This window comes from Brachybacterium phenoliresistens, from assembly GCF_039530785.1.
In the GTDB taxonomy this organism is placed as follows: Bacteria; Actinomycetota; Actinomycetes; order Actinomycetales; family Dermabacteraceae; genus Brachybacterium; species Brachybacterium phenoliresistens.
Genome location: NZ_BAAAOW010000003.1, coordinates 186,974 through 211,091, shown reverse-complemented (window position 1 = coordinate 211,091; position 24,118 = coordinate 186,974). Strand labels below are relative to the sequence as shown.

General features: G+C 70.5%; 12 protein-coding genes. 11 read left to right on the top strand and 1 reads right to left on the bottom strand.

Annotated elements, in window-relative coordinates; translation table 11 throughout:
• The first annotated feature begins 141 nt into the window (after positions 1-141).
• The 11 genes from ABD234_RS08560 (at position 142) to tuf (ending at position 22,816) form a co-directional block, all read left to right on the top strand.
• The gene (locus tag ABD234_RS08560) at positions 142-5,607 is read left to right on the top strand and encodes a S8 family serine peptidase (RefSeq protein ID WP_344355251.1); all 5,466 of its coding nucleotides are present in this window, start codon (positions 142-144) and stop codon (positions 5,605-5,607) included.
• 508 nt (positions 5,608-6,115) lie between these two features.
• A complete protein-coding gene (gene rpoB, locus ABD234_RS08555) occupies positions 6,116-9,604 on the top strand; it encodes a DNA-directed RNA polymerase subunit beta (protein ID WP_038371312.1) in 3,489 nt (1,162 codons plus the stop codon).
• Between the two features lie 96 nt (positions 9,605-9,700).
• Positions 9,701-13,582, top strand: a complete 3,882-nt coding sequence (locus ABD234_RS08550) for a DNA-directed RNA polymerase subunit beta' (RefSeq protein ID WP_038371313.1) — start codon at positions 9,701-9,703, stop codon at positions 13,580-13,582.
• Positions 13,583-13,738: 156 nt separating this feature from the next.
• Positions 13,739-15,016, top strand: a complete 1,278-nt coding sequence (locus ABD234_RS08545) for a sensor histidine kinase (protein WP_156954060.1) — start codon at positions 13,739-13,741, stop codon at positions 15,014-15,016.
• Positions 15,017-15,035: 19 nt separating this feature from the next.
• Positions 15,036-15,251: a hypothetical protein gene (locus ABD234_RS08540; RefSeq protein WP_038371316.1), complete on the top strand. Its 216-nt coding sequence runs from the start codon at positions 15,036-15,038 to the stop codon at positions 15,249-15,251.
• Entirely contained in the window at positions 15,248-15,928 is a 681-nt protein-coding gene (locus ABD234_RS08535) for a response regulator transcription factor (protein ID WP_232226216.1), read from the top strand. The genes ABD234_RS08540 and ABD234_RS08535 overlap by 4 nt, the downstream gene beginning before the upstream one ends.
• Positions 15,929-16,536: 608 nt before the next feature.
• Entirely contained in the window at positions 16,537-17,835 is a 1,299-nt protein-coding gene (locus ABD234_RS08530; protein ID WP_051486609.1) for a septal ring lytic transglycosylase RlpA family protein, read from the top strand.
• 576 nt (positions 17,836-18,411) lie between these two features.
• On the top strand, positions 18,412-18,786 hold the full coding sequence (gene rpsL / locus ABD234_RS08525) for a 30S ribosomal protein S12 (RefSeq protein WP_038371319.1): 375 nt from the start codon (positions 18,412-18,414) through the stop codon (positions 18,784-18,786).
• Positions 18,786-19,256: a 30S ribosomal protein S7 gene (gene rpsG / locus ABD234_RS08520; RefSeq protein ID WP_038371320.1), complete on the top strand. Its 471-nt coding sequence runs from the start codon at positions 18,786-18,788 to the stop codon at positions 19,254-19,256. The genes rpsL and rpsG overlap by 1 nt, the downstream gene beginning before the upstream one ends.
• Before the next feature lie 86 nt (positions 19,257-19,342).
• Positions 19,343-21,496 (top strand): elongation factor G, encoded by a 2,154-nt coding sequence (gene fusA, locus ABD234_RS08515; RefSeq protein WP_038371321.1) that lies wholly within the window; start codon positions 19,343-19,345, stop codon positions 21,494-21,496.
• Positions 21,497-21,628: 132 nt separating this feature from the next.
• Positions 21,629-22,816: an elongation factor Tu gene (tuf, locus tag ABD234_RS08510; protein ID WP_038371322.1), complete on the top strand. Its 1,188-nt coding sequence runs from the start codon at positions 21,629-21,631 to the stop codon at positions 22,814-22,816.
• Between the two features lie 321 nt (positions 22,817-23,137).
• Here tuf and ABD234_RS08505 read toward each other — a convergent pair whose 3' ends face one another.
• A complete protein-coding gene (locus tag ABD234_RS08505) occupies positions 23,138-24,082 on the bottom strand; it encodes a general stress protein (protein ID WP_198025366.1) in 945 nt (314 codons plus the stop codon).
• Between the last annotated feature and the right edge of the window lie 36 nt (positions 24,083-24,118).

Below are 24,118 nucleotides of genomic sequence, written 5' to 3'. Positions count from 1 at the left end.
GCCTGCGGAGACATCCGATCACGGGCCTGCGCAGGGCAGTGTTATCAGGTCGTGACCGAAGGGGAGCTGACCGGGGACTGTACGGGCCCTGAATCACCGATAGTCTGCCGAGACCCGTGTCACAACCAGTCGGGAGCATCGGTGACCCCTCGTTCCATCCGCAGATTCTGCGTGCTCTCGAGCGCGCTCCTCCTCGCCGTCACGGGCCTCAGCGCCCCTGCCGCCCTCGCCGATCCGCAGGATCCCGACCCCGTGGGCACGACGGCTCCGGCCCTGCCGGGGACCGAGGGCGGCGCCGCCGGTGCCGATTCCTCCGCGGAGCGCGTCGATGTCGTCGTGATGCTCCGCGACCAGCCCCGCACCCCCAGCGAGAGCGCCGAGCGCAGCAACCTCGCCGTGCAGGACGAGCTGCTGGCGAGCTGGGCGGACCGCTACGGCATCGAGGTCGATGCCCAGTTCGGCTACCTGGTCAACGGGTTCTCCGCGTCGATGCCGGTGGATCAGCTGGCGCCGCTGTCGACCCAGCCGCAGGTGGCCTCGGTGCGCAGGGAGCGGGTGTACGAGCCGGTCGAGCACACGGCCCGGCAGCTGGAGGGCGTCCCGGCGGCATTCGAGGCCCACGGCACCGACGGCACCGGCACCGTCATCTCGATCATCGACTCCGGCATCGACCCGAGCCACCAGGACATGCGCCTGGACGACTGCGGCGCCGCGAAGATCCAGCGCATCGACCCGGCGCCCGAGGCAGGGTTCACCTGCAAGGTCCCCACCGGCTACAACTACGCCGACGAGAACATGGTCATCAAGGACACGACCTCGTCCCAGCACGGCATGCACGTGGCCGGCATCGCCGCCGCCAACGGCTCCGAGGGCGACGAGGCGGACGACGTCCTGGCCACCGGCCGCGTGGACGGCGTCGCCCCCAACGCGCAGCTGCTGGCGATGAAGGTCTTCTCCAACAGCGGGGGAGGAGCCCGCGACTCCGACATCATCGCCGCGATCGAGGACTCCGTGAAGCTCGACGCGGACGTCATCAACATGTCCCTGGGCTCCCCGAACGGGTTCAAGAACACCTCCGACGGCACCGCCCGGGCGATCGAGGCCGCGCGGGACGCGGGCGTGGTGACCGTCGTCGCCGCCGGCAACGACGGGCAGAACTTCTCGCTGACCGGCGAGGACGACGACTACCTCGGCGTCCTGGACGACGGCACCCTCGGCGCCCCCGGCAGCCAGGGCAGCGCCCTGACCGTCGCGTCGATCGACAACTCCGTGGCCACCGACTTCGTGGCCGTCATCGGCGGGGCCGGCGACGGCCAGGAGATCCCGTACGCCGCAGCGACCGGGACGCTCGACGATGCCGACCACCCGATCGTCGACGTCGGCCTCGGCCGCGAGCAGGACTACGCCGCCGGTCAGGACCTCGGCGGGGACTGGGCCCTCATCGAGCGCGGCGAGATCGACTTCTCGACCAAGTTCCAGCTGGCCATCGAGCACGGGGCCGGGGGCGTGGTCGTGTTCAACTCGGCCGCCGGCGGCGACGTGCTGTTCGGCATGGCCGGCGTCGAGGACGTCACCATCCCGGGCGTCGTCACCACCCGGACCGGGGGACTGGCGATCCGGGAGGCCATCGCGGCCGGCCCGACCACGGTGCGGGTGACCGACGACGTCTCCCTGACCGAGCTCGACACGGCGCTGCAGCCCTCCTCCTTCACCTCCTGGGGCACCACGCCGACGCTCGATTTCGAGCCCGATGTCGCCGGGATCGGCGGCTCGGTGTACTCGACGTACAACGACGACACCTACGGCACCAGCAGCGGCACCTCCATGGCCTCGCCGAACGTGGCCGGGATGATGGCCCTGCTGCTGGAGGACCAGGCCGCCGGCGGGGCCGGGCCCGAGGGCCCGGAGCGGGTCGACCTCGCCACCGCCGCGCTGATGAACACCGCGCAGATCCCGGTGGACGCCGACGGCATGCCGTACTCGCCGCGCCAGGTGGGCGCGGGCCTGGGCCGCGTGGACCGTGCCCTGGACACCGAGGTGACGGGCACGGTCGAGGGCCGGCCCTCGGTCGCCCTGCGCGAGATCACGGGGGAGCGCAGCTTCACCGTCACCCTCACCAACTCCGGGGACGCCGAGCGCTCCTACGAGATCCCCGCCGGGCAGCAGGTCCTGGCGGAGACGAACGAGCCGGGAGCGCCGACGGGCGTGCGCGCCGCGGCCGGCACCCTCACGGCCGATGCCACGGCCGTCACCGTCCCCGCGCACGGCACCGCCGAGGTCACCTTCACCCTCACCCCCGAGGGCGGCGCCGACCACTTCGTGGGCGGATGGGCGCAGCTGGCCGCGACCACCGCGGACGAGCCCGATCTCGCCGTCCCCTACCTGGGCTTCGTCGGGGACTGGAACGCCGAGCGGATCCTCACCCCGGCCGGGGAGGAGCTCGTCGAGGGCCTGGGCGTGACCACCCAGCTCATCGGCTCCGCGGACGGCGCGACCTACCCCCTGGAGCTCGGCGACATCCGCCTGCGGCTGTCCCCGAACGGGGACGGCCAGCTCGACGCGATCTCCTCGCAGCTGGCCCTGCAGCGCAACGCCGGGGACGTGCGCTACGAGATCCTGCGCGTCGACGGCACGCCCGTGAAGACCCTCGGCATGGAGCAGGCCGTCTACCGGACGCTGCTGGCGGACTACATCGCCGTGCCGGATCCGCAGGCCCTGACCTGGACCGGCGCGACCTTCGACGGCACCGTCTGGGACCCGCAGCAGGCGACCTTCGTCCCCGTCCCCGACGGGGAGTACATCTACCGCGTCAGCGCCCGCCTCTCCGAGGACCAGGACTGGCAGGTCACCGACCTGCCCTTCGGCGTCGACGCCACCGCCCCGGAGGTGTCCATCGGCCGCCTCGAGGGGACCACCCTGCCGCTGACGGTCACCGATGCGGGATCGGGCCTGCTCGAGGCGCCCCTGGTGGCCGCCGCCGACGGCACCCGCCTTCCCGTCACCGAGCTGGGCGAGGGCCGCTACACGGTCCAGGTCGAGGACCCGCAGCAGACCGCGGTCGTCACCGTCACCGCGCAGGACCTCGGCCTGAACACCGGGACCGCCACCGCGGTGCTGACGGGCGAGGCCCTGGTGCTGGCGGACGGGCAGGCACTCGGCGCCGAGGGCGCCGTGATCGGCGAGCAGTCCGATCTGGTCACCGACGGGGTCCTGTCCCTGGTCGGGTACGTCAGCGCCGACGTCGCGACGGTCGAGGTCGCCGGGGCCGATGTCCCGCTGGACGGCGCTCGCTTCGTCGCCGAGGTCCCGCTGGCCGAGGGCCAGCAGGAGATCGCGGCGATCGCCCGCGGCGCGGACGGGACCGAGCTCGCGCGGGTCGCCGTCGACGTCACCTTCGACGGGACGCCCCCGCAGATCGCCCTCGCCGAGGGGACCCTCGACCCGCAGGGCCGCGTCGCCCTGGGGGAGGACGGCAACGTCGTCCTCGAGGGCACGGTCCAGGACGAGCGGGCCGGCGCTGCGCTGAGCCTCACGGCCGACGGCACCGAGGTGCCCCTCGAGGCCGACGGCTCCTTCACCGCGACGCTCACCCCCGCGCCGGAGCAGACCGTCATCGTCCTGGCGGCGAGCGACGGAGCAGGCACCGGGACGCTCGCCCTGCCGATCGCCGGGCGCGAGAGCGCCCTGCCCCAGCCGCCGGGGCTCGTCCTGACCAACCTCGACTGCCAGCTCGCCCAGCGAGCCTGCTTCGTGGCGGGGGACAGCCCGGACGTGAGCGAGGACGGCACGACCTTCACCCTGCGCGGCCAGGTCGATCCGGGGATCACCGAGGTCGTGCTCACCACCGCGCGCACCGTCGGCGAGGACGGCGCCTGGACCGGCGGCGAGGAGCGTCCCGCGACGATCGCCGCCGACGGGACCTTCCACGTCGACCTCCCGGTGACCACCGGCGAGAACCATGTGCGCCTCGCCGCCCGCGACGAGCAGGGCACGACGGTCCTGGACCTGGGGCTCGCCCTGTACGTCGACGTGGTCGCCCCGACCCTGCAGGTCGACGAGCCCGTGCTGCACGGCGGGACGCTGTTCACCGCCTCGGAGACGGTGCGCTTCGCCGGCACCGCCTCGGACGACGGGTGGGGATACGCCTTCGCCCTGAACGACTCGACGGTCACCGAGGTCTTCTACGACTCCGGCCTCGGCGCCGAGTCCAACCAGCGGGACTTCTCCGAGGACATCTCCGTGGCCGACGGCGACGTGATCCTGGTGCAGATGTCCGACGCCAACGGCAACACCCTGCTGGGCGCGATCCCCGTCGTCCTGGACGCGGAGGCGCCCGAGGTCACGGTGGAGGGCCTCGCCGCGGACCAGTCCGTCCCGGCCGAGCAGGAGGTCACCGCCTCGGCGGCCGATGAGAACCTCGCGACGCTGCGCGTGAGCGTGGACGGCGAGGTCGTCGACTCCCAGCAGACGGACCTGCAGACCGAGCAGATCTCCGTCGAGGACGCCCTGATCGACGTCCGCGACCTCGAGATGGAGGAGGCCGCCACGGCCACCGGGGCCTCCACGCGGGCGCAGCAGGACACGCTGAGCTCCGCGGTGGACCTCTCCGCCCTCGAGCCGGGCGCGCACACGCTGACGGTGGAGTCCACCGACCTCGCCGGCAACGTCACCGCCCGCACGGTGCCCTTCGCCGTCGTGGAGACCATCGAGATCACCGGCCCGGACGCCGTGGAGCTCGAGGTCCACCGCGAGCAGCTGGGCGACCAGGCCGCGCTGGCCGAGCAGGTCCTCGCCGCCTACACGGTCGCCTCCGACGGCGGGGCGGTCGACGGCGCGAGCCTCGTCCTCGCCCCGGGGACGGTCCTCGTCGAGGGGGAGAGCACGGCGACGCTCCTGGCCGCAGGCCCCGGCGGCGGCCGCGCCGAGCGCACCGTCACGGTGACGATCACCCTGGCCCAGGTCACCCTGCGGGACGGCCCGGCCTCGGCGACCGGGACCTTCCGCTCCGACGACGCCCTCTCGGCCGTGCGCTCGGACGTGGACGGGGGAGCGTCCTGGGTCCTGTCCAACCGGGAGGAGTTCGCCGCGCTGGACGCCGTGATCGTGCTCCCGGCGCAGGAGGGCTCCCGCGTCGTGCGCGTCCTCGAGGACGGCACCCGCGTCACGATCGACGCGACCTGGGCCGACGGGACGGTGACCTTCCCGGGCACCTCCCGTGCCACCTATCTGGTGCTCTCCCCGCCCGAGGACGACGGCGACGGCGGCCCCGGGAATGGCAACGGGAACGGCAACGGCCCGGGCCACGGCAACGGATCGGGGAACGGCAGCGGGAACGGATCCGGCAACGGCAACGGAGGCGGCAACGGCGACGGAGCCGGCAGCGGCAACGGATCGGGGAACGGCAACGGGAACGGATCCGGCCACGGGAGCGGGAACGGAGCCGGCAACGGCGCTGGGAACGGCCAGGGCGGTGCCGGCGAGCCGGCCGGGGCGAAGGGCTCCGGGTCCCTGGTGACCACCGGCGTCGAGGTCGCCGGCGTCGTGATCCTCGCCCTGCTCCTGCTGGGTGCGGGCGCTGCTCTCGTCCTGCGCGGGCGTCGCCGCTGAGAGGGGCATCGGACTGTCGGCGCCGCGGCGGAGGCGTACGCCTCGCCGCGGCGCTCGGCCGTGCGTTCCGCGCCGTGCTGCCGCGCCCTGCTCCGTGCGGTCGCTCCCTGCTCCGTGCTCCCGCTCCGTGCGGAGGTCACGTGCTGCGGCGGGTCCCGTCCTGACGTGCTCGAAGGCCGGCCGGCCGACGCCCGCGGAGGCGCGCCTGCTTGACTCCGGCGCTCCGGGCGCGCATCCTGTATCCTGAACGTGAGCTGTTCCTGTCGAACGCATCACCCGAGCCGGACCCCCGCACTGCGGGCGCGGTCCCGCCGGGAGTGACGAGACAGTCAGACAGGAGGCTCCGCCTTCCGCGCCAGGCATATGGCGGTCGACGCGGATGGACCCGGGCGTTCGCGCGCCCCTTGTGTCCATCCGTGTATTCTTGTATGCTCGGTCCTTGCGCTGTGTCCGTCCTCCGGATCCGTGCGCCCCCACCACTGTCATCGGCCTGTGGAAGGACCACCCCTTGGCTGCCTCGAGCACCGATATCACCACCGATATTGCCCTGCGCACGGCCTCGCCGCGCGTCACCTTCGCGAAGCTGGGCGACCCTCTCGACGTCCCGGACCTCCTGAGCCTGCAGACCACGTCCTTCGACTGGCTGCTGGGCAACGAGCGCTGGCAGGAGCGTGCCGCGGAGGCCGCTGCCGTCGGTCGCGAGGACGTCCCCCAGACCTCGGGTCTCGCCGACATCTTCGAGGAGATCTCCCCGATCGAGGACTTCGCCGGCAACATGGCGCTCTCCTTCCGCGATCACACCTTCGACGAGCCGAAGCACACGGTCGAGGAGTGCAAGGAGAAGGACCTCACCTACTCGGCTCCGCTGTACGTCATCGCGGAGTTCATGAACAACGAGACCGGCGAGATCAAGACCCAGACGGTCTTCATGGGCGACTTCCCGCTCATGACCGACAAGGGCACCTTCATCATCAACGGCACCGAGCGCGTCGTCGTCTCCCAGCTCGTCCGCTCCCCGGGCGTGTACTTCGAGGAGTCGATCGACAAGACCTCGGACAAGCACGTCTTCTCCGCGAAGGTCATCCCCTCCCGCGGTGCGTGGCTCGAGTTCGAGGTCGACAAGCGCGACCAGGTCGGCGTGCGCATCGACCGCAAGCGCAAGCAGTCCGTCACCACGCTGCTGCAGGCCCTGGGCATGTCCCCCTCGGACATCCTCGAGGAGTTCGGCGAGTTCGAGTCGATCCGCTCCACCCTGGAGAAGGACCGCATCACCTCGCAGGACGAGGCCCTCATGGACATCTACCGCAAGCAGCGCCCGGGCGAGCCCCCGTCGCGCGATGCGGGCGAGGCCATGCTGAACAACCTCTACTTCAACGACAAGCGCTACGACCTCGCGAAGGTCGGCCGCTACAAGATCGGCAAGAAGCTCGGGATCGAGTCGCCGCTGTCGCAGTCCACGCTGTCCCTCGAGGACGTCGTCCAGACCATCAAGTACCTCGTGTCGCTGCACGCGGGCGTCGAGGGCTACACGACCGAGGGCGGCAAGGAGCTGCGGGTCGAGACCGATGACATCGACCACTTCGGCAACCGTCGCATCCGCGCGGTCGGCGAGCTGATCCAGAACCAGGTCCGCACCGGCCTGTCGCGCATGGAGCGCGTGGTCCGCGAGCGCATGACGACCCAGGACGTCGAGGCGATCACGCCGCTGACCCTGATCAACATCCGCCCCGTGACCGCGGCGATCAAGGAGTTCTTCGGAACCTCCCAGCTCTCGCAGTTCATGGACCAGAACAACCCGCTGTCGGGCCTGACGCACAAGCGTCGCCTCTCGGCGCTGGGCCCGGGCGGCCTCTCCCGCGACCGCGCGGGCATGGAGGTCCGTGACGTCCACCCCTCGCACTACGGTCGCATGTGCCCGATCGAGACCCCTGAGGGTCCCAACATCGGCCTCATCGGCTCGCTGGCGACGTTCGCGCGCATCAACCCGTTCGGCTTCGTCGAGACGCCGTACCGGAAGGTCGTGAACGGCGTCGTCACCGACGAGATCGTCTTCCTCACCGCGGACGACGAGGACCGTCACGTGATCGCCCAGGCGAACGCGAAGATCGACGAGAACGGCACCTTCCTCGACGAGGCCGTGCTCTCGCGCATGCCCGGCGGCGAGCCCGAGCTGGTCCCGCCGTCGGACGTCTCCTACATGGACGTCTCGGCCCGCCAGATGGTCTCCGTCGCGACCGCGATGATCCCGTTCCTCGAGCACGACGACGCCAACCGTGCGCTGATGGGCTCGAACATGCAGCGCCAGGCCGTGCCGCTGCTGAAGACCGAGATGCCGCTGGTCGGCACCGGCATGGAGCGTCGTGCGGCCGTCGACGCCGGCGACGTGGTCGTCGCGCAGAAGGCCGGCGTCATCGAGACGCTGTCCGCGGACCTCATCTCCGTGATGGCCGATGACGGCACCCGTCAGACGTACCCGATCGGCAAGTTCCAGCGCTCCAACGCCGGCAACTGCTACAACCAGCGCGTCCTGTTCTCCGAGGGCGACCGCGTCGAGGCCGGCTCGATCCTGGCCGACGGCCCCTCCACGGAGGAGGGCGAGCTCGCGCTCGGCAAGAACCTGCTGGTCGCGTTCATGTCGTGGGAGGGCCACAACTACGAGGACGGCATCATCCTGTCCTCGCGGATGGTCCAGGACGACGTCCTCACCTCGATCCACATCGAGGAGCACGAGGTCGACGCCCGCGACACGAAGCTCGGCAAGGAGGAGATCACCCGCGACATCCCCAACGTGGGCGACGACGTCCTCGCCGACCTCGACGAGCGCGGCATCATCCGCATCGGCGCCGAGGTCGAGCCCGGCGACGTGCTGGTCGGCAAGGTCACCCCGAAGGGCGAGACCGAGCTGACCCCCGAGGAGCGCCTGCTGCGCGCCATCTTCGGCGAGAAGGCCCGCGAGGTGCGCGACACCTCGCTGCGCGTGCCCCACGGCGAGTCCGGCACCGTGATCGGCGTGCAGGTGTTCACCGAGGAGGACGAGTCCGACATCCTCCCCACCGGCGTGAACGAGATGGTCCGCGTCTACGTGGCCCAGAAGCGCAAGATCACCGACGGCGACAAGCTCGCCGGCCGCCACGGCAACAAGGGCGTCATCGCGAAGATCCTGCCCGTGGAGGACATGCCGTTCCTCGAGGACGGCACCCCCGTGGACATCATCCTCAACCCGATGGGCGTGCCCGGCCGTATGAACATCGGCCAGGTGATGGAGACGCACCTGGGGTACGTGGCCAAGAACGGCTGGGACATCGACCCCGCCTCCGACGCCGCCCGCGAGCTGCCCGAGGCCGCCCTGCACGGCGAGCCGAACACGCCCGTGGCCGTCCCGGTGTTCGACGGCCTCAGCGCCGACGAGCTCGACGCCCTCATCGCGAACCACACCCCCAACCGTGACGGGGTGCGCATGGTCCGCGAGAACGGCAAGGCGCAGCTGTTCGACGGCCGCTCCGGCGAGCCGTTCCCGGCGCCGATCTCGGTGGGCTACATGTACATCCTGAAGCTCCACCACCTGGTCGACGACAAGCTGCACGCCCGGTCGACGGGTCCGTACTCGATGATCACGCAGCAGCCGCTGGGCGGTAAGGCCCAGTTCGGCGGCCAGCGCTTCGGCGAGATGGAGGTGTGGGCCCTGGAGGCCTACGGCGCCGCCTACGCCCTGCAGGAGCTGCTCACCATCAAGTCGGACGACGTCTCCGGCCGCGTGAAGGTCTACGAGGCCATCGTCAAGGGAGAGAACATCCCGGAGCCCGGGATCCCCGAGTCGTTCCGCGTTCTCCTCAAGGAGATGCAGTCGCTGTGCCTGAACGTCGAGGTGCTCTCCTCGGACGGCACCAGCATGGACGTGCGCGAGAGCGACGAGGAGGTCTTCCGCGCGGCGGAGGAGCTCGGCATCGACCTGTCCCGCCGTCCTCACGAGGGCGTCGGCTCCATCGAAGAGGTCTGAGCGATCGTCCCCGGGGCGGCTGCGGCCGCCCCGGGGACCCTCCCTCGACCCTGATCCCTCAGACCCCACGATTTTCGATTCGAGAGAAGGACACCTGTGCTCGACGTCAACACCTTCGACGAGCTCCGCATCGGCCTGGCCACCGCCGATGACATTCGCACCTGGTCGTTCGGCGAGGTCAAGAAGCCGGAGACCATCAACTACCGCACGCTCAAGCCCGAGATGGACGGCCTGTTCTGCGAGAAGATCTTCGGTCCCACCCGGGACTGGGAGTGCTACTGCGGCAAGTACAAGCGCGTGCGCTTCAAGGGCATCGTCTGCGAGCGCTGCGGCGTGGAGGTCACCAAGTCGGCCGTCCGCCGTGAGCGCATGGGCCACGTGGAGCTGGCCGCCCCCGTCACCCACATCTGGTACTTCAAGGGCGTGCCCAGCCGCCTGGGCTACCTGCTGGACCTCGCGCCGAAGGACCTCGAGAAGGTCATCTACTTCGCCGCGTACATGATCACCGACGTGGACGTCGACGCCCGCCACGAGGACCTCCCGGACCTCCAGGCCCGTCACGACCTGGAGATCAAGGAGCTCGAGAACGAGCGCGAGGCCGCGATCAACGATCGCGCCGTCTCCGCCGAGCAGGACCTCTCCAAGCTCGAGGCCGAGGGCGCGAAGGCCGATGCCCTGCGCAAGGTCCGCGACTCCGCGGCCCGCGAGCAGGCCCAGATCCGCAAGAAGTACGACGCGGAGATCGCCCGCGTGCAGGCCGTGTGGGACCGCTTCAAGAACCTCAAGGTCGCCGACCTCGAGGGCGACGAGCAGCTCTACCGCGCCATGAAGCTGCGCTACGGCACGTACTTCGAGGGCGGCATGGGCGCCGAGGCCATCCAGAAGCGGCTCCAGGACTTCGACCTGGACGCCGAGGCCGTGATCCTCCGCGACATCATCGCCAACGGCAAGGGACAGAAGAAGGCCCGCGCGCTCAAGCGCCTCAAGGTCGTCTCCGCGTTCCGCTCCACCACCAACTCGCCCGAGGGCATGGTGCTGGACTGCGTGCCGGTCATCCCGCCGGACCTGCGTCCGATGGTGCAGCTGGACGGCGGCCGCTTCGCGACCTCCGACCTCAACGACCTGTACCGTCGCGTGATCAACCGCAACAACCGCCTCAAGCGCCTGCTGGATCTCGGGGCCCCCGAGATCATCGTGAACAACGAGAAGCGCATGCTGCAGGAGTCGGTGGACAACCTGTTCGACAACGGCCGCCGCGGCCGTCCCGTCACGGGCCCGGGCAACCGCCCGCTGAAGTCGATCTCCGACATGCTCAAGGGCAAGCAGGGGCGCTTCCGCCAGAACCTGCTGGGCAAGCGCGTGGACTACTCGGGCCGATCGGTCATCGTGAACGGCCCGCAGCTGAAGCTGCACCAGTGCGGCCTGCCCAAGGGCATGGCGCTGGAGCTGTTCAAGCCCTTCGTGATGAAGCGCCTGGTGGATCTCTCCCACGCGCAGAACGTGAAGGCCGCCAAGCGCATGGTCGAGCGCGCCCGTCCCGAGGTCTGGGACGTGCTCGAGGAGGTCATCACCGAGCACCCGGTCCTGCTGAACCGTGCGCCGACGCTGCACCGCCTGGGCATCCAGGCCTTCGAGCCGCAGCTGGTCGAGGGCAAGGCGATCCACTTGCACCCGCTGGTGTGCGCCGCCTTCAACGCGGACTTCGACGGCGACCAGATGGCCGTGCACCTGCCGCTGAGCGCCGAGGCGCAGGCCGAGGCCCGCATCCTCATGCTCTCCAGCAACAACATCCTCAAGCCGTCGGACGGCCGGCCCGTGACCATGCCCGCGCAGGACATGATCATCGGCCTCTACCACCTGACGACGGTCCACGAGGACGGCCTGGGCGCCGGGCGCTCCTTCTCCTCCGTGGCGGAGGCCATCATGGCCTTCGACATGGGGCAGCTGGACCTCAACGCCCCGGTGTCGATCCGGTTCCCGGAGATCGTGCCGCCGGCGGACTGGGAGGCCCCCGAGGGCTGGGAGGAGGGTGACCCGATCACCCTGTCGACCACGCTGGGCACCGTCTTCTTCAACGAGACGCTGCCGGTGGACTTCCCCTACGTCGAGGGCCAGGTCGCCAAGAAGCGCCTGGGCTCGATCGTGAACCAGCTGGCCGAGCGCTACGACAAGGGCCAGGTGGCCGCGTCGCTGGACGCCCTGAAGTCCTACGGCTTCTCGTGGTCCACCCGCTCGGGCGTGTCCTTCGCGTTCTCCGACGTCGTCGCCCCGCCGTCGAAGCCGGAGATCCTCGCCAAGTACGAGGCGAAGGCCGCGCAGGTGCAGGAGAACCGCGACCTGGGCCTCGTGTCCGAGGTCGAGCGCAACTCCGAGCTGATCGACATCTGGACCGAAGCGACCAACGAGGTCGACAACGCGATGCGGGAGAACTTCGAGTCCACCAACGCGATCTTCCGCATGGTGCACTCGGGCGCCCGAGGCAACTGGATGCAGATCCGTCAGATCGCGGGCATGCGCGGGCTGGTGACGAACCCGAAGGGTGAGATCATCCCGCGTCCGATCCTCTCGAACTACCGCGAGGGCCTGTCGGTGCTGGAGTACTTCATCGCCTCGCACGGCTCCCGCAAGGGCCTGGCGGACACGGCGCTGAAGACCGCCCAGTCCGGCTACCTGACCCGTCGTCTGGTCGACGTCTCGCAGGACGTCATCGTCCGCGAGGCCGACTGCGGCACCTCCAAGGGCCTGGTCCTGCCGATCGCGGTCGAGGAGGCCGGGGCGCTGCGCGTGCACGACCACGCGGAGACCACGGTCTACGGCCGCACCCTGGCGACCGCGGTGCTGGACGCCGACGGCAACGAGCTCGCCCCGGCGGGCGCCGATGTCGGCGACGTGCTCATCGAGAAGCTGGTCGCTGCGGGCACCACCGAGGTGAAGATCCGCTCCGTGCTGACCTGCGACTCGGCCGTGGGCACCTGCGCCGCCTGCTACGGCCGCTCGCTCGCGACCGGCCAGCTGGTGGACATCGGCGAGGCCGTCGGCATCATCGCCGCGCAGTCCATCGGCGAGCCCGGCACCCAGCTGACCATGCGTACCTTCCACACCGGTGGTGTGGCCAGCGCCGACGGCGACATCACGCACGGTCTGCCGCGTGTGCAGGAGCTGTTCGAGGCCCGCACCCCGGCCGGCTTCGCGCCGATCACCGAGACCGCCGGTCGCGTCGAGGTGGAGGAGAACGACAAGCAGCGTCGGGTCACCATCACCCCGGACGACGGCTCGGACCCGGTGACCTACACGGTCTCCAAGCGCGTGTCCATGCTGGTCTTCGACGGCGATCACGTCGAGGTCGGCCAGCAGCTCTCGCAGGGCTCGGTGGACCCGAAGCAGGTGCTGCGGATCCTCGGCCCCCGCGCGGTGCAGAAGCACCTCGTGGACGAGGTCCAGAAGGTCTACACCTCGCAGGGCGTGGACATCCACGCCAAGCACATCGAGGTCATCGTGCGCCAGATGCTCCGTCGCGTGACGGTCATCGAGTCCGGGGACACCGATCTGCTGCCGGGCGACTTCTCCGAGCGCGTCCACTTCGAGCGCCAGAACCGCAAGATCCTCTCCGAGGGCGGGCAGCCGGCCTCCGGCCGTCCCGAGCTCATGGGCATCACCAAGGCCTCCCTGGCCACGGACTCCTGGCTCTCGGCCGCCTCCTTCCAGGAGACGACCCGCGTGCTCACCGAGGCCGCCCTGAACCGCAAGAGCGATTCGCTGATGGGCCTCAAGGAGAACGTGATCATCGGCAAGCTGATCCCGGCCGGCACGGGCCTGTCCCGCTTCCGCCGCATCGCGGTGGAGCCGACCGACGAGGCGAAGGCCCAGATGTACCAGGTGCCCGGCTACGACGAGCTGGACTTCTCCGGCTTCGGCGGCGGCTCGGTCTCGCTGGACGACATCGACTACGCCGATCCGTTCCGCAGCGACTTCCGCTGATCCGGACCGGGCGGGCGCGGGGGAGACCCCGGCCCGTCCGGCCCCCGTCCGCAGGGGCGGTCCCACCTCCGGGTGGGGCCGCCCCTGCGGCGCTCCCGGGCCCCTCCGGAAACGGGGAGCTGGGCGCCGGCCCCGCGACTTGGCACAATGGCTGCGGTGATCCCCTCCCTCCGCCCGCAGGACTCCGCGCCGTGGTGGCGGCGCCTGCTCGCCTTCCTCATCGGCCCGCGGTTCATCGACCCGCCGCTGCGCTTCGTGACGGTGTTCTTCGGGACGATGACGATCCTCCCCACCGGCTTCGATCCCGCCGGCGGTCCCGGCTACGTGGCCCTGAGCGTGATCGCCGGGCTGCTGGTGATCGTCTCCGCGTTCCTCCCGCGGCTCACGCTGGTCGCGGGCATCCTGGGGACCTTCGCGTTCATGGGGGTCGACCCCGATCTGGTCAACCCGTTCAACCTGGACGTCCTGGTCGCCGCCGGGGTGCTGCTCACGTACCGCCGGTATCGGCTCTGGGCCGTGGCTGTGGCGGGCCTCGCCCTGGAGGTCCTGGTCGGGAGGATGGTCGGAGCGAGCTCCGGATCCGCCAGCGATGCGCAGGTCACCCTGCTGGTCGCCGTGCTCGTCTCCGTGCTGGGCCTCGGCGCCGGGCTGGGGGAGGCCCGCATCCAGGCGGAGATCGCCCGGCGCGAGGATGCGGTGCGCCGCCACGAGCACGAGCTGTCGCGCCTGCGCATCCAGGTCGCCATCGACACCCACGACACGGTCTCCCACGGCCTGGCGACCCAGGCCGCGATCATCCGGGTCCTCGGGCAGGAGGCGGCCGCCGGGCGCGGCCCCGATGTGCGCACCCTCTCCGAGCTCGGCATGGTCAACGACCGCTCCCAGCGCCAGCTGCGCCAGCTGCTGTCCCGGCTGCGCGGGGACGACGAGCAGGACCGCAGCACCGACCTCTCGGAGGCGCTGAAGTCCGTCACCGGGGCGATCACGGCCGGCGCCGTGGCCGGAGGGTTCGCCCTGGACGTCCGGTTCGGTGCGCTGCCGCCCGCGGTCCCGGCGCCGGTGGTGGATGCGGCGCAGAAGCTGCTCACCGAGCTCGCCACGAACGTCTTCAAGCATGCCCGCACCGATGCTCCCTGCGTGATCACGGTCGAGGTGATCCCGGGGGAGGGCGGGAGCGCCCTGCAGCTGGCCTCGCACAACGCCGTCGCCTCGCCGTCGGGCTTCACCCCGCGCACGCTGACGCGGCGCGCGGAGCTCCTGGGCGGCAGCTGCGAGGTGCGCCGCCCGGATGGGGACAGCGCCGAGGTCCTCGTGCGCATCCCCCTGCCCGCCGATGGCGCCCCGGTCCCCGCGGTCCCGCCGGGGATCTCCGCGGAGGATCTCCTCCGCGCGGATGAGGCACCGCCCCTGGCGCATGCCGTGGAATCGTCCTGACGACAGGGGGAGACCGACCATGATCACGCTGCTGCTGGTCCTGCTGATGCGGGCGGCGGGGACCGCGCGCCCCGACGCGCCCTCCCGCGGGGCCCCGGCCGACCGGGAGGCGGGGGAGCGGCGGGCCGTCCCCGGGATCATCTCCGGGATCGTGTCCGAGGAGACGCTCGGCGACTGGCGGTGCGCGCTCTGGAAGTACACCGACCCCGAGCGCTACCGGCGGGAGTGCGTGTGAGCGCGCAGGCACCCCCGCCGTCCGATCCGCCCATCACCGTGCTCGTGGTCGACGACGACCGGTGGACGACGCGCGCGATCGCGGCCGTGCTCGAGGCCGATCCGTCCCTGCAGGTCCTCGGCGTCGAGCACAGCGGCGAGGACGCGGTCGACGCGTTCCGCGCCCTGCGGCCGCAGATCGTGCTCATGGACGTGAACATGGCCCCGGGGATGAGCGGCATCGACGCCACGGCGAAGATCCTCCAGGAGGACCCGCGCGCCACGGTGCTGATCCTCACGACCATCTCGCCGGGGCCCGGCATCGCCCGCGCCCTGGAGGCCGGGGCGATGGCGGTCGTGACCAAGACGGCGCCGCCCGAGGCGCTCGTGGCCGCCGTGCGGCTCGCCGCGGCGGGGGAGTCGCCCTCGCTGCTGAAGAACCTCGCCGCGGACATCGCCATCAGCGGCGACCTCCAGCCCGACAGCCCGGCACGGTTCCCGGCGCTCACCGAGCGCGAGCACGCCACCCTGCAGCTGATCTGCGAGGGGATGGACTACCAGACCATCGCCGCTCGGCAGCACGTCGCCGAGACCACCGTCAAGACCCACGCCCGCAGCCTGCGCGACAAGCTGGGCGCGCAGAGCCTGGCCCAGCTGGTGGTGCGGGCCGTGCAGTACCGGCTGTACTCGCCGAGCTGAGCCCGCTCGCCGCAGCGCCGGGGCCCCGGCGGGGAGCGCGCACCCCGCGGCCGTTACCGGAATGAGTCCTGATCTCCTCCGATCGTGCGAGGCGCCGGGCGGGTCCGGCACGGAAGCATGGCAGGTGCCCAGGGGTTGGGCGCCGGGAGGACCAGGTTCCCCGGCGTATGCGGGGAGCGCCGATCCCGCTCCCGGAGCGCGCAGGCCACGAGCCCGCGCCCGGGAGCGGGAGCGCTCGTAACGGCCTGGAGCCGCCGCGCCCGCCGACCGGTGAGGTCCACACCACCGCTCTGCGCCCCTCGCCCCCTCACCGCGTGACCTGGGCGACCAGGACCGTCACGGACTGGTAAAGGATCGCCAGCGGGAACCTCAAAGCCTGGTCCCCGCCCTTTCGCCCCCGCGCGCGCCCGGGCACGATGGACAGCGGTTCGATCGAGCGCGTCCCTTCCTCCGCGCGGTGCGTCCGCAGCGCACGTGCTCCCGCCCGGCCCCGGCCAGGATCCTCGGACCCCCTCCGGCCGGGCGGCCGACATTTCGAGACGACGCGAGGCCGCAACGGTCCGCAGTGAGAGTGCGGCGCCACGGCGCCTGATACGAAAAGGTGAACGATGGCGAAGAAGGCCCCCTGGATCATTTCCGCAGCGACGGTCTGCGTCCTCGCCGCAGGCGGCGGAGGCACCGCGTTCGCGATGTCCAACGAGGTCGCGGTCGACGCCTACGGCGAGCAGAGCACCGTGCGCACCTTCAGCCCGACCGTGGCCGAGGTCCTCGAGGCGCAGGGCATCACCGTGAAGGACACCGACCTGGTGACCCCCTCGCTGGACAGCACCGTGAGCGACGGCACCGAGATCACGATCGAGGCCCGCCGCCCCGTCACCGTCACCATCGACGGGAAGCCGACCGAGGTGCTGACCACGGGGACCACCGTCTCCGACGCGCTGTCCGGGATGGAGTTCCGGGCCGAGGGCGCGAAGGTCACCCCCGCCCCCGACACCGAGCTCTCCGACGACGCGAACACCGTCGAGGTCATCACCCGCAAGAACATCACCTTCGTCGGCCAGTACGGCGAGGTCACCTTCGGCGTCAACGCCCTGACCGTCGGCGATGCTATGGACCAGGTCCTCACCGACATCGAGCCCACCGACGTCACCGACGTGCCCCGCGAGAGCGCCGTCGAGGACGGCATGGTCGTCCACGTGCAGCGTCTGCGCGAGGGCGAGCGCACGGTCACCGAGGAGATCCCCTTCGAGACCAAGACCGTCGAGGACGACACGCTCCCCGCCGGCACCACGAAGGTCAAGACCGAGGGCAAGAACGGCACCCGCGAGAAGGTCATCAAGGAGACGAAGGAGGACGGCGAGGTCACCGCCACCGAGACCGTCTCCGAGAAGGTCACCGTCGAGCCCACCACCGAGGTCGTCCTCAAGGGCACCAAGGAGGAGGCCCCCGAGCCCGAGGAGACCCAGGAGAGCAGCTCGAGCTCGTCCTCCGACTCCTCCTCGGACGACGACTCCTCCTCCGACGACTCCTCCTCGAGCTCCGGGTCGTCCTCGAGCTCCTCCTCGCGGAAGTCGTCCTCGCAGTCCGAGGAGTCCGGCACCCCGTCGGGCAACGTGAGCACCTGCGGCGCCTCCCACTACGGAGACGGCGACGGCACCCACGGCGGCCCGACCGCGAGCGGCGAGACCTTCGACCGCAACGCGATGACCGCGGCCCACAAGACCCTCCCGCTGGGCACGAAGCTCCGGGTCACCAACCCCTCCAACGGCAAGAGCGTCGTGGTCCGGATCAACGACCGCGGCCCGTACATCGGCGGCCGCTGCCTGGACCTGTCCTCCGGCGCGTTCAGCCAGATCGCCGACCTCGGCCAGGGCCACATCACGGTCCAGTACCAGAAGATCTCCTGACCGTCCCGTCCCCCGCACGCCCGGAGCCCCGCACCTGCAGATCCGCAGGTGCGGGGCTCCGGCGTGCCGCGCTGCTCCCGCGCGGGGCGCAGGAACCGGCCCGCGCGGCCCTCGCCCGCGCGCGACTACCACAGGGTGTGATGTGCGACGGATGCCCTCCGGAGCTTTGACCGAGTCACAGTGCGTCACTAGACTGGTCAGAGCGTCCGGAGCGCCCTCTGGTCGTGAACCGGGATGAGTCCCGGCCCGCGCTCGCGGGGAGGACGGCCCATCGGCCGGCCGGACCGTGAGCAGCAGCCGGAGGAATCCCCCGCGAGGAGCGGATCCTCGCAGTGTGCCCGAATCCGGGGAGCCCTTGGCCCACGGACCCGACCGAGGCGGCGTCACGCCCCGGCCGGACGGGCCGCGCTCACGGTTCTCGGACGCGCGACCGGCACCGCCGGTCGGGCGGGTCTGCGCATCGCTGTCGTTCCCTGACGTGGGATCGGATGCATGGGGTCGCGGGCCGCGCGAGCGGCCGCAAGAAGTCGATCCTCCGGTGCGAACAGTTCCGGGGGCTGAAGAGGAAGAGACGAAGTGCCTACTATCCAACAGCTGGTGCGCAAGGGGCGGAACCCCAAGACTTCCGCCTCGAAGACGCCGGCGCTGAAGGGCTCGCCCCAGCGTCGCGGCGTGTGCACGCGCGTGTACACCACGACCCCGAAGAAGCCGAACTCGGCGCTGCGCAAGATCGCCCGCGTGCGCCTGTCGACCGGCATCGAGGTCACCGCCTACATCCCCGGCGTCGGCCACAACCTGCAGGAGCACTCCATCGTGCTCGTGCGCGGCGGCCGAGTGAAGGACCTCCCGGGTGTCCGCTACAAGATCGTCCGCGGGTCCCTCGACACGCAGGGCGTGAAGGGCCGCCAGCAGGCGCGCTCCCGCTACGGCGCCAAGAAGGAGAAGAAGTAATGCCTCGTAAGGGAGCAGCTCCCAAGCGCCAGCTCGTCGTCGACCCCGTCTACGGCTCGCCGCTGGTCACCCAGCTCATCAACAAGATCCTCCTCGACGGCAAGAAGACCGTCGCCGAGTCGATCGTCTACGGCGCCCTCGAGGGCTGCCGCGAGAAGAACGGCCAGGATCCCGTCGTCACCCTGAAGAAGGCCCTGGACAACATCCGTCCGAGCCTCGAGGTCCGCTCCCGCCGAGTCGGCGGCGCGACCTACCAGGTCCCGGTCGACGTGAAGCCCGGCCGCTCCACCACCCTGGCTCTGCGCTGGCTGGTCGGCTACTCGCGCGCTCGTCGTGAGCACACGATGACCGAGCGGCTGATGAACGAGATCCTCGACGCGTCCAACGGCCTCGGTGCCGCGGTCAAGCGTCGCGAGGACACGCACAAGATGGCCGAGTCCAACAAGGCCTTCGCCCACTACCGCTGGTGAGCTCCGGTGGGGTCCGCCTCCGGGCGGGCCCCACCTCACCTCATCCGGCACAGCTGACCAGCAGCCCTCCAGAAAGGCACAAGCCCGTGGCACTCGCAGTGCTCAAGGACCTCAAGAAGGTCCGCAACATCGGCATCATGGCCCACATCGATGCCGGCAAGACCACCACCACCGAGCGCATCCTGTACTACACCGGCGTGAACTACAAGATCGGCGAGACCCACGACGGCGCCGGCACGATGGACTGGATGGAGCAGGAGAAGGAGCGCGGCATCACCATCACGTCCGCCGCGACGACCTGCTACTGGAACGACAGCCAGATCAACATCATCGACACGCCCGGCCACGTGGACTTCACGGTCGAGGTGGAGCGCTCGCTGCGCGTGCTCGACGGAGCGGTCGCCGTGTTCGACGGCAAGGAGGGCGTGGAGCCCCAGTCGGAGACCGTGTGGCGCCAGGCCGACAAGTACGTCGTGCCGCGCATCTGCTTCGTGAACAAGATGGACAAGCTCGGTGCGGACTTCTTCTTCACCGTGCGCACCATCATCGAGCGCCTCGGCGCCAAGCCGCTGGTCATGCAGGTCCCGATCGGCGCGGAGAACGAGTTCCGCGGCGTCGTCGACCTCGTCAAGCAGGCCGCCTTCGAGTGGCCCGAGGTCTTCCCGGACGACGAGTCCGCCGCCCCCTTCGGCAAGAAGAAGGGCGACGCGACGCTCGGCCAGTACCAGGTCGAGATCCCCGTCCCCGCCGATCTCCAGGACACCGTCGACGAGTACCGCGCCAAGCTGGTCGAGGACGTCGCCGAGTCCACCGAGGAGCTCATGGAGGCCTACCTCGAGGAGGGCGACCTCACCGAGGAGCAGCTCAAGGCCGGCATCCGCCACCTGACGATCAACTCCGAGGCCTACCCGGTCTTCGCGGGCTCCGCGTTCAAGAACAAGGGCGTCCAGCCCATGCTCGACGCGGTCATCGACTACCTCCCCTCGCCCCTGGACGTGCCACCGATGATCGGCCACGACGTCAAGGACGAGGAGAAGGAGCTGACCCGCAAGCCCTCCACGGAGGAGCCCTTCTCCGCGCTGGCCTTCAAGGTCGCCTCGCACCCGTTCTTCGGTGCGCTGACCTACGTGCGCGTCTACTCCGGCCACGTCGCCTCCGGCGACGCGGTGCTCAACGCCACCTCGGGCAAGAAGGAGCGCATCGGGAAGCTGTTCCAGATGCACGCCAACCAGGAGAACCCGGTGGAGGAGGCCTTCGCGGGCCACATCTACGCCTTCATCGGCCTCAAGGACACCAACACCGGTGACACGCTCTGCGATCTGCAGAACCCGATCCAGCTGGAGTCCATGAGCTTCCCGGAGCCCGTGATCTCGGTGGCCATCGAGCCCAAGACCAAGGGCGACCAGGAGAAGCTCTCGGTCGCGATCCAGAAGCTCGCCAAGGAGGACCCGACCTTCCAGGTCGAGCTCGACGAGGAGACCGGGCAGACGGTCATCAAGGGCATGGGCGAGCTGCACCTGGACATCCTGGTCGATCGCATGCGCCGCGAGTTCAAGGTCGAGGCGAACATCGGCAAGCCGCAGGTCGCGTACCGCGAGACCATCAAGCGGACCGTCGAGAAGTTCGACTACACGCACAAGAAGCAGACCGGCGGCTCCGGCCAGTTCGCCAAGGTCCAGATCACCTTCGGTCCTCTCGAGGACGCGGAGGAGGGCGTGTTCTACGAGTTCGCCAACTCCGTCACGGGCGGCCGCATCCCGCGCGAGTACATCCCGAGCGTCGACGCCGGCGTCAAGGATGCCCTCGCCTCGGGCGTGCTGGCCGGCTACCCGGTCGTGAACGTGAAGGCCGACCTCATCGACGGCGCCTACCACGACGTGGACTCGTCGGAGATGGCGTTCAAGATCGCCGGCTCGATGGCCACCAAGGAGGCGCTGCGCAAGGCGTCGCCGGTGCTGCTCGAGCCCGTCATGAGCGTCGAGGTCCGTACTCCGGAGGAGTACATGGGAGATGTCATCGGCGACCTGAACTCGCGTCGCGGGCAGGTCCAGTCGATGGAGGACGCGAGCGGGGTCAAGATCGTCCGTGCTCTCGTCCCGCTGTCGGAGATGTTCGGGTACGTCGGCGACCTGCGGTCCAAGACCCAGGGTCGCGCGATGTACACGATGCAGTTCGACAGCTACGCGGAGGTCCCGAAGACCATTTCGGACGAGATCATCGCGAAGACCCGGGGCGAGTGAGAAGCCGGGGAAGCCGGTAGGATTCATCCGGCCCGCTTCCCCGGCATCGCGCGGAGCCCTCGCTGCGGCGGGCGGTCTCCGATCCCGATCCACACGAAGTACCCAGATTAGAAGTCCTAGGAGGACACCACCATGGCGAAGGCCAAGTTCGAGCGGAACAAGCCGCACGTCAACATCGGCACCATCGGTCACGTCGACCACGGCAAGACCACGCTGACCGCTGCGATCTCCAAGGTCCTGTACGACCAGTACCCGGACCTCAACGAGAAGCGGGACTTCGATCAGATCGATAACGCGCCCGAGGAGAAGCAGCGCGGCATCACGATCAACATCTCGCACATCGAGTACCAGACGGAGAAGCGTCACTACGCTCACGTCGACGCTCCGGGTCACGCCGACTACATCAAGAACATGATCACCGGCGCGGCGCAGATGGACGGCGCGATCCTCGTGGTCGCCGCCACCGACGGCCCGATGGCCCAGACCCGCGAGCACGTTCTGCTCGCCCGCCAGGTGGGCGTCCCCTACCTGCTGGTCGCGCTGAACAAGTCCGACATGGTCGACGACGAGGAGATCCTCGAGCTCGTCGAGATGGAGGTCCGTGAGCTGCTGGGCTCGCAGGAGTTCGACGAGGACGCCCCCGTCGTCCGCGTCTCCGCTCTGAAGGCCCTCGAGGGCGACGAGCAGTGGGTCAAGTCCGTCCAGGACCTGATGGCCGCCGTCGACGAGTCCGTCCCGGACCCGGTCCGTGACATGGACAAGCCCTTCCTCATGCCCGTCGAGGACGTCTTCACGATCACCGGTCGTGGCACCGTCGTCACCGGCAAGGTGGAGCGCGGCAAGCTCGCCATCAACTCCGAGGTCGAGATCGTCGGCATCCGCGAGCCGCAGAAGACCACGGTCACCGGTATCGAGATGTTCCACAAGCAGATGGACGAGGCGTGGGCCGGCGAGAACTGCGGTCTGCTCCTGCGCGGCACCAAGCGCGAGGACGTCGAGCGCGGCCAGGTCGTCGTGAAGCCGGGTTCGATCACCCCGCACACCGACTTCGAGGCGCAGGTCTACATCCTGTCCAAGGACGAGGGCGGCCGTCACAACCCGTTCTACTCGAACTACCGCCCGCAGTTCTACTTCCGCACCACGGACGTCACCGGCGTGATCACCCTCCCCGAGGGCACCGACATGGTCATGCCCGGCGACTCCACCGAGATGACGGTCGAGCTGATCCAGCCGATCGCCATGGAGGAGGGCCTCGGCTTCGCCATCCGTGAGGGTGGCCGCACCGTGGGCTCCGGCCGCGTCACCAAGATCACCAAGTGATCACCGCGGGGGCGACCCCGCAGCCGTGACGCGTCCGCCCTGCGGATGCTGAGCACAGAAGCCCCGGACCGGGAACGGTCCGGGGCTTCTGCCATGCCCGGTGGCGTGCGTGCTCCACCGGGGCCGTCGCCGCGGGGCGAGGACCGGTCCGGACGCACGCCGAGGCGACCGGGACCAGGCGGCCGGGACGGGATCGGGGGACGGGCGATCGGGCGACCGGTCGCCTCTGCGCAGACGCAGAAGACGCCGTCCCGGGAGATCCGGAACGGCGTCTTCGGGTCCTGCGTGACCGCGGCCCGCGCGGCCCCGCGCGAGGGCGTCTCAGGAGCGGTGCTGGTCCTCGCTCTGCTCGGCAGCCGGGCGCGCGGGCTGCTCCGAGTCCTCGGAGGCGGACGGTCCAGGGGCGGAGTAGCCGTAGCTGCGGCCGCCGGAGGGCGCCGGGGGCGCGGGCGTCGCCGTCGGGGAGGCGGGCGGCATCGGCGCCGAGGGTCCGGGGGCCGCCGAGGAGGGCGCTCCCGGGGCGGGCGCCGGAGCGACAGGGGCGGACGGCGCGCTCTGGGCGGGGCGGCCGTAGCTGGGCCGCGGCGAGGACGGAGCGGCTGCGGGCGTCGCCGCCGGCGGCGCGGCCGGACGGCCGTAGGTGGGGCGATGGGGCGACGCCCCCGGACCCGTTCCCGTCCCGGGACCGCTGCCCGGAGCCGGGGGAGGCACGGACGCGGAGGGCGGGACCGGCGGGCTGCCGGGGGAGGACGTCTGGGGCCGGCGCGGCGGCGCCGCGGGGACGGCGGTGCCGTGGGCGGCGAGGATCTCCCGGGCGGTGCCGGCGTGGGTGTGCTCGACCATCAGCTCGTACTGCATCGGGATGGTGGCGGTCATCGAGGTGAAGTCCCGCTTCCCGCCGCTGGCCGCATAGCCCACCGCCGACCACACGGTGAAGAAGATGATGCCCATGATCACCGTGGTCAGCAGCATGACGAGCGGCTGTCCGGTGAGCAGGACGAACAGGAGGCCCATGAACAGTCCCATCCACAGACCCGACAGCACCCCGTTGCGGATCGTGCGGCCCCAGGTCTTCCGGCCCGTCACGCGCTCGATGAGCTTGAGGTCCGTGCCCACGATCATGGTGTGCTGGACGGGGAACTCGGCATCGGCGAGGGTGTCCACCACGGTCTGCACCTCGGCGTAGGTGCTGTAGACGCCGAGCGAGCGGGGGTACTCGAGGTCGTACAGCCGCGCGGTCAGCGGGGAGGTCTGGGGATTGCTCATGGGCCTCAGGGTAGATCAGCAGGCCGCATGTCTTCC

Bases quoted from the DNA above. Each gene is read 5' to 3' on its own strand.
- ABD234_RS08530 (WP_051486609.1), top strand. From the start codon at position 16,537: ATGGCGAAGAAGGCCCCCTGGATCATTTCCGCAGCGACGGTCTGCGTC.
- tuf (WP_038371322.1), top strand. From the start codon at position 21,629: ATGGCGAAGGCCAAGTTCGAGCGGAACAAGCCGCACGTCAACATCGGC.
- rpsG (WP_038371320.1), top strand. From the start codon at position 18,786: ATGCCTCGTAAGGGAGCAGCTCCCAAGCGCCAGCTCGTCGTCGACCCC.
- ABD234_RS08540 (WP_038371316.1), top strand. From the start codon at position 15,036: ATGATCACGCTGCTGCTGGTCCTGCTGATGCGGGCGGCGGGGACCGCG.
- ABD234_RS08505 (WP_198025366.1), bottom strand. From the start codon at position 24,082: ATGAGCAATCCCCAGACCTCCCCGCTGACCGCGCGGCTGTACGACCTC.